Annotated in this window: 11 protein-coding genes; 6 read left to right on the forward strand and 5 right to left on the reverse strand. The window is 67.6% G+C overall.

The features are described 5' to 3' along the window. Positions 1-40 precede the first annotated feature (40 nt). Together FO470_RS16445 and FO470_RS16450 are read left to right on the forward strand one after the other, a co-directional pair. Positions 41-2,554, forward strand: a complete 2,514-nt coding sequence (locus tag FO470_RS16445) for a hypothetical protein (protein ID WP_144344048.1) — start codon at positions 41-43, stop codon at positions 2,552-2,554. 97 nt (positions 2,555-2,651) lie between these two features. Then, positions 2,652-2,864 carry a hypothetical protein gene (locus FO470_RS16450; protein WP_144344049.1) on the forward strand — a complete coding sequence of 71 codons (213 nt, stop codon included), beginning with the start codon at positions 2,652-2,654 and terminating at the stop codon, positions 2,862-2,864. Between the two features lie 22 nt (positions 2,865-2,886). On the opposite strand, the gene FO470_RS16455 is transcribed toward FO470_RS16450, so the two are convergent. Then, a complete protein-coding gene (locus tag FO470_RS16455) occupies positions 2,887-3,732 on the reverse strand; it encodes an aldo/keto reductase (RefSeq protein ID WP_144344050.1) in 846 nt (281 codons plus the stop codon). A 76-nt stretch (positions 3,733-3,808) separates the two neighbouring features. Beyond that, entirely contained in the window at positions 3,809-4,711 is a 903-nt protein-coding gene (locus FO470_RS16460; RefSeq protein ID WP_144344051.1) for a LysR family transcriptional regulator, read from the reverse strand. 89 nt (positions 4,712-4,800) lie between these two features. Here FO470_RS16460 and FO470_RS16465 point away from each other — a divergent pair, with 89 nt between their 5' ends. Next, positions 4,801-5,214: a CidA/LrgA family protein gene (locus FO470_RS16465; RefSeq protein ID WP_144344052.1), complete on the forward strand. Its 414-nt coding sequence runs from the start codon at positions 4,801-4,803 to the stop codon at positions 5,212-5,214. Then, on the forward strand, positions 5,186-5,899 hold the full coding sequence (locus FO470_RS16470; RefSeq protein ID WP_144344053.1) for an LrgB family protein: 714 nt from the start codon (positions 5,186-5,188) through the stop codon (positions 5,897-5,899). The genes FO470_RS16465 and FO470_RS16470 overlap by 29 nt, the downstream gene beginning before the upstream one ends. 293 nt (positions 5,900-6,192) lie before the next feature. Here FO470_RS16470 and FO470_RS16475 read toward each other — a convergent pair whose 3' ends face one another. The 3 genes from FO470_RS16475 to FO470_RS16485 all read right to left on the reverse strand — a co-directional run bounded on the left by FO470_RS16475 (position 6,193) and on the right by FO470_RS16485 (position 8,990). Continuing rightward, positions 6,193-7,098, reverse strand: a complete 906-nt coding sequence (locus tag FO470_RS16475; RefSeq protein WP_144344054.1) for a helix-turn-helix domain-containing protein — start codon at positions 7,096-7,098, stop codon at positions 6,193-6,195. Positions 7,099-7,416: 318 nt separating this feature from the next. Then, complete coding sequence (locus FO470_RS16480; protein WP_144344055.1) at positions 7,417-7,935, reverse strand: hypothetical protein; 519 nt, start codon at positions 7,933-7,935, stop codon at positions 7,417-7,419. Positions 7,936-8,111: 176 nt separating this feature from the next. Then, a complete protein-coding gene (locus FO470_RS16485; protein WP_144344056.1) occupies positions 8,112-8,990 on the reverse strand; it encodes a lipid kinase in 879 nt (292 codons plus the stop codon). Positions 8,991-9,347: 357 nt separating this feature from the next. On the opposite strand from FO470_RS16485, the gene FO470_RS16490 reads away from it, so the two are divergent. Next, positions 9,348-9,662, forward strand: coding sequence for a hypothetical protein (locus tag FO470_RS16490; RefSeq protein ID WP_144344057.1), 315 nt, complete (start codon positions 9,348-9,350; stop codon positions 9,660-9,662). A gap of 91 nt (positions 9,663-9,753) precedes the next feature. Continuing rightward, the gene (locus tag FO470_RS16495) at positions 9,754-9,987 is read left to right on the forward strand and encodes a hypothetical protein (RefSeq protein ID WP_144344058.1); all 234 of its coding nucleotides are present in this window, start codon (positions 9,754-9,756) and stop codon (positions 9,985-9,987) included. Positions 9,988-10,439 lie beyond the last annotated feature (452 nt).

Below are 10,439 nucleotides of genomic sequence, written 5' to 3' on the forward strand. Positions count from 1 at the left end.
CTCTTTGCTGGGGATTTCCCACGGACCGATGGAGCCAAGCATGTGGAACGACCCGGTCGCCAACACGCCGTCGATCGTCCAGACCAATTTCGGCCCCTGGGGCACGTCGCTTCCGGCTGATGGGGAGAGTTACTGCGCCCCGACCTCGGTCGTGATGGGGCTCTATTATCTCGGCAGCAACGGTTTCACCCAGCTCGCCCCGGCGCGCTATGCCGGCCCGGATGACCGCGAGAGCATCCTGTTCGAGCGGCTGATCGCCGGCATGCTCGGCACCTCGCCCACCCAGGGCACCACGGTCCTGTCGGGCCTCGCCGACTATTTCGCCGCCCGCGGCCTCGGGCTGGACCAGTACACCTATATCAGCACGGGCGTGCCCGATCTCGAATGGCTCGACACCCAGCTCGCCGCCAACGACGCCGAGGATCCGCAATGGATCTCGCTCACCGTCTTCTCGGTGGGCTGGTTCTACAAACCGAAGGAGGACGACCCGGGCTGCGGCTGCACCCTCTGCAATGACGGCGGCCACACGCTGGCGCCGCTCAAGGTCGACCTGTTCACGCAGAAGGTCACGATCAACAACGCCTATCCGATGTCCTTCCTCGACGTGCCGAACGAGCCGTCGAGCAACCCGCAGACCGTGGCGCTCCAGCTGGTGCCGGCGGGCATGACGGTGGAAGGGCTCGACGACCCGCAGCAGTACAGCGAGGTCATGACCGACATTCTCGGCAGCGGCGACAACTTTGCCATCCTCTGGCTCGCCGCGAGCTGGACCATCGCGGCCTCGGCGCTTCCCACCACGCCCGGCTACGCGCCGGCGACCTGGCAGATCGATGGCCCGAAGAGTCTCAACACCAACGAGGCGACGCTGACCGTGCTGGCCCCGCTCGCCGGCCAGGGCGGCTTCGTGAAGTATGGCGAGGGAACGCTGCTGCTCGCCGCGTCCAACCGGCTGATGGGCCGCAACGAGGTCTGCAACGGCACGCTGGCGAGCACGCTGACGACCGACACGCCCTTCGGCACGTGGACCGTCGTCCTGCGCAACGGCGGCACGCTGGCGCTCGCGCCGGAAACCTCCGACCTCGTGACTGTGCGGATCGCCCCGGGGCATCTCGCGCGCTTCGTCGTCGAGGCCGGCGGCGGCACGCTGCGGCTGAACGGGGTCAACAGCTATGCCACCACCATCGGCGGGGGCGAGGACGGGAAACTGCCGAACATCGTGCGCGACAATGCCGGCACCCTGACCCTTGCCCCCGGCGGCGGCATCGCGGCGCTGGGCACGAGCCAGAAGGTGCTCGTCGCCGGCACCGGCGACAACCTTCCCCCGCTCGTCGACGGCATCGTCTCTCCCGCCATTCTCGCCGTCGACACTGACGCCGCCGCCTCGGCGAGCTTCCTGACCTACGACACTTCGAACGGCTTCATCGCGGCCGCGCCGACGCTGTCCTCCAGCCTCGGTATCAACGGCGTCACGGCAAGCACGGTCTACGAGGTCGTGGACGACCAGACGGTCGATAGCGGCGGCGCCCCGCAGGTGGCGGCGCTGGAGCTGAATGGCGGTGCCGTGTCCGGCGGCGATGCCGAGCTTCTGGTCGGCAGCCAGGCGTCCGGCCATGTGGCGGGCGTGGTGATGAATGCCGGCAGCATCAGCGTCGACACGCTGGTGTTCGGCGCCGCCGAGGCGGTCGTCTACGGCGCAGCATCGGACGGGCTGGAGATCGCCTCGACGTTGAGCGGCAGCGGCGGCCTGAGCATCTTCGGCCCCGGCACGCTCACCCTCTCCGCCGACAATGGCTCCAGCCTTTCCGGCGCGGTGAACGTGAACGCCGGGACCCTCGTCGCCGCCGGCGCCTCCGCGACGGGTTCCGGGGATGTCCGGGTGCGCTCCGCGGCGAGGCTCGAGGTTCCCGGCAGCATCGCCGGGCCGGTCGAGGTCACGCAGGGGGCGACGCTGTATCTGAACAACGGGACGCTCTCCGGCGCCGTCTCGATCGCGGGCATCGGCACCGACAGCCCGATGCCCGGCGGCACCCTCGAAGGCGCCGGCGTCATCTCCGGCGCGGTCACCATCGGCGGTACCGTCCGTCCGGGGACGCGGGCCGGCCTTCTGGAGTTCCAGGCGACGACCACGATCGCCGGCACCGGCATCATCTACTGGCGGCTGGAAAAGCTGGTGGCGGATGTCGATTCCAGGCCGGGCGAGGGCTGGAACGGCTATGTGTTCAACGATGCGAGCAGCGGCGTGGGCGTCTCGGGCGACGCGCCCATGTATCTGCTCGAATTCGCCGGGCTCGGCGTCCATCCCGATGCCGGCGATCCGTTCTGGAAGCAGCCGCGTCGCTGGCAGTTCATGATGTTCCCGAACGGCTACGCCGACATCTGGTTCGGCGACGGCAACTTCTCCTACAGCGCGGGGAATTTCGGCCTGGTCCTCGAGGCGGACAACTCGGTCTACCTCACATGGACGCCGACCTCGCCGCAGGGGCCGGCACAACGGCGCCGTGAGCAGGCGAGGGCACGCCGCAGGCACCTCTCGCCCGCGCGGCCGGCGGCTTGAGCGCGGCGGCCGGTCTTGACCTCACCGTGCCGCGACGGGAAAAGCCTCTGTCGCGCGTCCGGGCTCCGTATGGCGCGGCCAGATATCGGAGGTCCCGTTGAACGGCGAAGAGCTGAAGAACATCCTGTGCCGGCTGGAATGCGGAATGGTGCTGACGGTGCCGGACGAATGGATCGACCGCATCATCCCCGGCTCGCACGTCACCCGTGTCCGGCTCGTCGGCGAGATCGCCCGGCAGTATTTCTGCACGCACCGGCAGGATTTCGGCACGCAGAGCTTCGAGAAGCAGGAAGTCCCGGCGACGGGCTGAGCGGGTCGCTCGGCCCGCGCGCCTAATACTCCTCGTAGCGGGCGGGGTCCTGGTCGAAGGTGCGCCCGTCGGGACGCGCCAACGTGGCGATCGACGCCATGTCCTCGGCGGACAGCGCGAAGTCGAAGACCGACAGGTTTTCCACCTGCCGCTCGCGGCTGGCGGCCTTTGGCAGGGGGATCGCGTCGAGCTGCACGTGCCAGCGCAGGATCACCTGCGGGATCGTCCTGCCGAGCCGCCGGGCGATCGCCCCGATCGTCGGATCCTCGAGAAGCTGATTGGCGCGGCCGAGCGGGCTCCAGGATTCGGTGACGATGCCGTGGGCCCTGTCGAAGGCGCGCTGTTCGGCCTGCGGGAAATAAGGGTGCAGCTCGACCTGGTTGATGGCCGGGACGACCCCGGTCTCACTGATGATCCTTTCGAGGTGAGGCGGCAGGAAGTTGCACACGCCGATGGAGCGGAGCAGGCCGCGCTTGCGGGCCTCGATCAGCGCCTGCCAGGCTTCGACATACAGACCCTTGCTCGGGTTGGGCCAGTGGATCAGGTAGAGGTCGTAATAGTCCAGCCGCGCGCGGTAGAGCGATTCCTCGATGGTCGCGATCGCCTCGCGGAAGGGCTGGCGTCGGCCGGGCAGCTTCGAGGTGATCCGCAGCTCTGCACGCGGCACGCCGGCCTGCCGGACGGCTTCGCCCAGCGCGCCCTCATTCTCGTAGCTGAAGGCGGAATCGAGCAGCCGGTAGCCGGCATGGATGGCGCTCACCATCCCCGCCACGCCCTCGGTGCCGTTCAGCTTGTAGGTGCCGAAGCCGATCTTCGGCAGCGTCGTGCCGTCGCTGAGGGTGACGCCGGGAACGGCGATGGCCGACATGGAATGTTCCTCTGCTTGCATCGCGACAGGCTAGGCCGCGACGCCGCGCGATGAAAACGAATTCGTGGATTGGCGTTCAGTCCGATGGAGAATGGGGGCCGGGGCCGTGAACCTCGCGGACCAGATCGAGCCACGCCTGCGCCGCCGCCGGGAGATAGGCTCCGCGTCGCCAGACCATGGCCATGGCCCATTCCGTGTCCGGCTCCTTCAGGAGCACGTGCCGGACCGCCGGGTTGCGTCGCTGGGTGGCGATCATGCGGGGCAGGAACGCGATCCCGAGGCCGGCCCCGACCAGTTCGACGATGAATTCGAGCTGGCTGCTGCGGGCCACCACGTCCGGCTCGAACCCCGCGCGCCGGCAGGCGTCGAGGATGACCCGGTGCAGGGTGAAGCCGCTCTCGAACAGGATGAACGGCGTGTCCCTGACCTCAGCGAGGGTGACCGAGCGCCGCGTGGCCAGCGGGTGATCCGACGGCAGCAGCGCCACCAGTGGCTCGCGCCGGACGAGCTGCCAGTCGAATTCCTCCGTGGTCGGCAGCAGGGCGCCGGCAAAGTCGATCTCGCCCGCGCGCAGGCTCTCCTCGAGGCGGGAGCTGCCATACTCCACCAGCCGGACCTCGATGCCGGGGTAGCGCTGGCGATAGACGGCGAAGAGCGGCGCGAACAGCGTGCTGCTGCCGACCGGCGGCAGGCCCAGCCGCAGGGAGCCGCGCTTCAGCCCGCGTATCTCGTCGAGCTCGGCGAGGAGATCGTCGCGGTCGGCGAGAAGCTTCACGCCCCGGCGATACACCGCTTCCCCGGCGGCGGTCAGCACGCTGCGATGGCCGATCCGGTCGAGCAGCGGCGTGCCGAGTTCCTCCTCCAGTTGCTTGACCGCCTTGCTCACCGTGGATTGCGTGGCGAACACGGTCTTGGCCGCCTGCGAGAAGCCGCCCTGGCGGACCACTTCGACGAAGGCACGGAGCGGGCGGAATTCCATTTAAAGTCCGATTTGGAATGATCATTAGTCAATCAATTCATTTTCATCATGCTGCAATGCGACATAGCTTGTCGAGAGGAGATACCCCGATGAGCACGCATTACAGGCTCGCTCGTTTCATCCATCGCAGCGCCTGGCTGCAGATCGGCCTCGTGGCCGCCTTCTGGCTGGCCGGCGAGGCGTGCGTGCGCGCCCTTGCGCTGCCGCTTCCCGGTGGCGTGGTGGGACTGGCGCTTCTGCTGGTCCTGCTCGCCACCCGCAGGGTGAGCGTGTTCAGCATGCGGCGCGGGGCCCAGCGGCTGCTGGCCGACATGCTGCTGTTCTTCGTGCCGGCGGTTCTCGCCGTGCTCGATCACCGGGAGTTTCTCGGGCTGGTCGGGCTGAAGATCCTGTTCGTCATTCTCGTCAGCACCGCGGCCGTCATGATGGTGACGGCCCTTGCCGTCGATTGCTGCTACCGCTGGAGGCTCAGCCATGTCGGGGCTAAAGCCGCTCATCGCTGAGCCCGTCTTTCAGGCGCTGCTCTGGTCGGCGGTGACGATCGGCTTCTACTGGGCCGCCAAGCGCCTCTATGCGCGATGGCCGCGCTGGTGGCTCATGCCGCTGGCGGTGACGCCGGTGCTGGTCGCCGTCGTCGTGCTTCTGCTGCATGCGAGCTATCACGACTATATCCGCGGGACGAAGTGGCTGGTGCTGCTGCTCGGCCCGGCGACCGTCGCCTTCGCGATCCCGATCTATGAGCAGCGCGGGCTCATTCGCCGGCACTGGCCGGTGCTGCTCGTGGGAATGGTCGCCGGCAGCCTCACGGCGATCGCCTCCAGCTGGGCGCTGGCCGCCATGGTGGGGCTGGATCACACGCTCCTGCTCAGCCTGCTTCCCCGCTCCATCAGCACGCCCTTCGCCATGGAGGTGTCCGGGGACATCGGCGGCGTTCCCGACCTGACGGCGGTGTTCGTCGTCGTCACCGGCATCGCCGGCGCCGTCATCGGCGACATGATCCTGGCGCGCGTTCCGCTCGTCTCGGCTCTCGCCCGCGGCGCGCTCTTCGGCGTCGGCGCGCATGGCGCCGGCACCGCCCGGGCGCACCAGCTCGGCGAGACCGAGGGCGCGGTGGCCGGTCTCGTCATGGTGCTGGTCGGCCTGCTCAACGTGCTGCTCGCGCCGATTGTCGCCCGTCTCCTGGGATAGGGCGGGGGGCCTGCGCGCTTCCCCTGAAAAATAGGCCCCGTCCTGCGAAACAGGAGCGGGGCCAGTCGATATGCGAGGAGCTTTGGGGGACGCTCTCCGCGTTGGCCGGAGGTGGGTCCGGCAATTGGGCTGCGCCCGTGACCAGGCCGGCTGGAACAGGCGGGGAGGCGGGGCCGGTCGGCCGCGCCCATCGGGTGTCGCCGCGTGCCGAAACTGCCCGGCATAACCCAACGAGGCGCCCGGAGAGTCAACGCGCCTGTCTGTCGACATCGCAGTTAACTATCAGAAAACATTCACAAAGACCCTTCGGCCGCTTCGGTCGGCATCAGGTCGGGCGCGGAGTCTGCCTCGTGAATGTTCTTCCGCCAGTAGGAGGGCTGGACCCCCCACATCTGCCGCATGATCGAGCCGAGATGGCTGTTCGAGCTGAAGCCGGCCTGCCGTGCGACATCGCTTAGGGCCTGTTCGGTGTTGATGATCAGGTGCCGCGCGCAGGCGAGGCGCGCGGAGATCACATATTGATGCGTCGTCTGCCCCGTCGTCCTCTTGAATGCCCGCCCGAAATGGGCCGGCGAAAGCCGGGCGATATCGGCCAGCTCGTGCAGCGGCAGCGGTTTTCCGAGGTTGGCCTGGATGTAGTCGTTCACGCGCCGCCAGGCGCTCGGCGAGAGCCCCCCGGCGTGCGGCCGCAGCATCGTCGGCTTCAGCGACGAATAGTTGCGCAGCAGATGCGTCGCAAACAGCGTGACGAGCGCGTCAAGGCTTTCCGCGCAGCCCATCTCGGCATTCTCGACCTCGTATCGCATGTGCAGGGCGAGGTTATGGGCCCTTTCGTCGATGATGCCGAGCTTCGGCGGCCGCAGTTCGAACGTGTCCCTGTCGAACTCCGCGCCGGCCAGACGCTGCAGGCGCTCGGGCTCCACCGCGACCAGAAGATTCTGCTTCTCCACTCCCCAATGTGCGAAGAGCTCGCTGTCGGCCGGGACGATCTCCAGCGATCCCACGGGTGCGAAGCCGGGCGTCCGGCGGTCGCTGTTGAGCGCCATCTGGCGTTCCGGCTGCGCGGTGAACAGCACCAGGGCCATATGCGAGGGGGCTGTGAAGTGAATGGAGTTCGGCCCCGTATGCGTGCGGGTGACAGCCCCGCCCTCGAACTCGAACTTGGGTCCCCACTTGTCCGGCACACCCTGCAGCATCATGCCTGCATCTCCCCGCACCCAAGATGAACCGATCGCCACCTGCCGTTTTCGATCTCCCGGCGGCAGATGGGCCCCCGGTCGGGGTTGCAGGGCCTCTCCTGCGTCGCCCTCCCGGTTTCGTGGATCGGAATCCACATATCAATCGATGCGTGGTTTCTAACAAGATGCCGCTTTTCCGCTGCTCATAAGTTGGGAGCAGGGTGCGATCAAACCGGCAGCATGAATTGCGCGTCAGCCGGCGCGGAGGGCCAGCGTAAGGCATGGCAGACAAAGGCTTCCCGCCCTCCGGGGCGGAGGGGACGCAGGGTTCCCGGCGCCTCAGCCTCTCGCCTGATTTTCGATCATCGTCTCGATGGCGCCGATCGCGGCCGCGATGTCGGCGATCTTTCGCAGCGCATTGTCGGACGGCATCGCGCCCGCGCGTGCCGTGGCGCGGATGAGGTCGCGCTGCGCCTTGAGCAGATGGGCATGGAGCGCCGCCAATTCGTCCGTTTCCGAGGGGGAGGGCGGCGGCGCCGGAGCGGGCACATGCCCGCCGGTGGCCTCGTCCAGTTCCCGCCGTCTTGTCTCGAGGCGTGCCCATGAGCGCCGGCTGGCGACGACGTAGCGGCGGCGGTCCTCGTCCGTCAGCGTCATTCCCCTCGCTTTGGCGATATCGCGCGAATGATCGGCCAGGGCGGCTTCGAGATGGGAAAGGGCTTCTTCTATCCGTGCGTTACGCATGCCGTAGCGTTCTTCGCGCTCGAGTGCCGGGGGATGGCTCGGTTTGTTGACGCCGCCCTTTCGTGGACGTCGTCGAGGTGTGGCAATACGACTCTGCCGAAGCAAGCTGATCATCCCGAGGCCCCGGTTGTCATCCGCAGCTTAGGTATATTCTGGTGACAGATGGTGCCGTCCGCCCGGATTTGCAGGGGGGCTCGGCGCGGAGAGCCGTGGCAATGTCCGCCCGGCCGGCGCGGGCGAGAGCCCTCCGCCGAGGCGGCATCCACGAGGAAAGAGCGCGACTCAGTCCGTCACATCAGCGGCGCGAAGACGGAAATGGCCTTCGGGTGAACCTTGAAATGGGCCGGCGTCGAGGTGACGATCTCGCCATCGGCGTTCACGGGCATGGGCTTGCGCGTCGCGATGTCGAACTCCACGCAGCGCGCCGTTCGCACTTCCCGCCAGGCACCATGGGTTCCGGAGCGGAACGAGCGCAGCATCAGCGCCATCTTCCAGAGATTGGTCATCTCGAGGCTGTAGAGATCGAGGTGGCCGTCGTCGATCTCCGCGTCCTCCTGAACGACATTGCCGCCGCCGTAATGGCGTCCGTTGCCGACCGAGATCTGGTAGGTGTCCACTTCGACCGCCTGCCCCTTCTCGGTGATGGTCGCGTGGAAGCGGCGGGCCTTCGCCAGAACCTTCAGGGCGGCGAGCGAATAACCCAGCCGGCCGAACCGCTTCTTCAGCACCGGGTCCAGCCCCTCGGCGAGCCTGGCGCTGAGGCCGATGCTCGCGACATTGAAGAAGGCGTGGCCGTTGACCGTGCCGAGGTCGACCCTCCGCGTCTCGCCCTTCACGATGACGGCGGCGGCGGCGACCAGATCGTCGGGGAGTTCCAGGGTCCGGGCGAGATCATTCGCCGTGCCCATCGGGATGATCCCCATGGGCAGGCCGCTTTCCATCACCGCCATGCCGGCCGAGGAAACAGATCCGTCCCCGCCGCAGACGATGATCAGATCCGCCTCTTCCTGAAGCCGGACGATGTCGCGCGCGATCTCCGGCAGGGCCTCGAACGTCTCGACCCGGACGTCGAGGCCGCCATCTTCCAGCCCGCGGATGACGGGCCCGATTTCTTCCTGCCCACGACGAGCCTTCGGATTGCGGAGGAGGAGCGCGCGGCGTCTTGTCATGGGGCTCGCTGAATGGGAGGAGGCGGCATTATCGGGTGACGACTGTGGCGGCACGGCGACGAGGGGGCTCGACTGTTCCGCCGGGGCAACTCAAGGGGTCTTGGAACTCTCTTCCGCGCGCCGACGTTCGCAGGGTAGAGCTGTCGACATAGGCTGTGTCGTCATCGAAGTGCGCACCATCGATCCGAACTTTCTCTCGCGGACAATGAGTGTGAAGGTGGGCTGGATGCGCCCGGCTGTTCGGAGGCCGAGCTTAGGCTGGCGCCGCGAAGCCGTCCTCCGCGCCGAACCCAAGGCGGTGACATGGAACCGTTCTGCGCCCGCCACGTTTATCGTCACCCAAGCTAGGAGAAGAACATGGCCACCACCCCCGATTTCGCGAAGGTTTCCCAAGACATCGAGGCGCTGCGCGGCGACGTCGCCAAGCTGGCGGAATCGCTTTCCGGCCAGGCGGACCAGGTTCGGCAGGCGGCCCGCCGGGGCGCGGCGAGGGCCGGCGCGGCGGTGGACTACGCGCTGGCCGGCGGCAGCGATTTTCTGGAGGACGCCGGCGAACGCGCGCGGACGGCTGCCGACGAGCTTTCCACGCTCGCCCGTCGCCATCCCGTCGCCGCCGTGGCCGCCATCGTCAGCGTCGGGCTCATCGCCTTCCTGGCGGCGTCCCGGCGCTGATCGGAAGGGGAGGGCTGCTCCGGCAGCCCTTCCGTCGCGGCCTTCTTTCGCCCGCAATCCTCGCCTATATCTCGATGGTCGAAAGATCGACGTGCCCGCCCGGACTTTTCGAGCGCGGGTCTTTTCCAAAAACATCCCAAAATCACCGCAAGCCCGCCAATGGCGCGCGTGCGCAAAGGATTCCATGAATAAAAACGCCAAGCGCGGCGAAGATCGCCGCATCATCGATACGCCTGCCGTCCGTTCTCCTGCCGACTGGAAGCCCGAACCCTGCGGCCTTACCCGCGAGCAGATCCGGGCCATCATCATCGAGCAGATCGGCTGAGCCACCGGGCGAGCCGCCTCAAGGGCGCCCGCTCGCCGGCCGGATCTATCGGCGCCGAATGTCGCGCTGATCCGGGCCGTGCCTGAGATAATTCCTCCCTCAGCCTCCCATCATCGCCCATGCCGGGCAAGCCAGGTCGAGCCGTCTCTGGCGGCGGCTCGACCGGATATGCCGACACGCGCGAGCGGCGAAGCCGCCGGTATCCGGCGCGGCTGAGCCGGCAATGGGGGCTTCCGGTGGAGAAGGGGGAGGGCGCCGGGACAGAAGCCCGCCTGCGTACTCATCCGCACGTTGACCATATGCGTCGCTGGAATGACGTCCGGCGCGCCGCTCCCTGCGTTTTCCCGGAGCATGCCGAATTACGGAGACCCGGCAGCGGCAACATCTCTTTGAACGCAAAAACGCCGCCCTGGCGGTTAGTCCGGGGCGGCGTTTTTGTTGGATTTCGTATT

The sequence above is a fragment of the Ancylobacter moscoviensis genome (assembly GCF_007559435.1).
GTDB lineage: Bacteria > Pseudomonadota > Alphaproteobacteria > Rhizobiales > Xanthobacteraceae > Ancylobacter > Ancylobacter moscoviensis.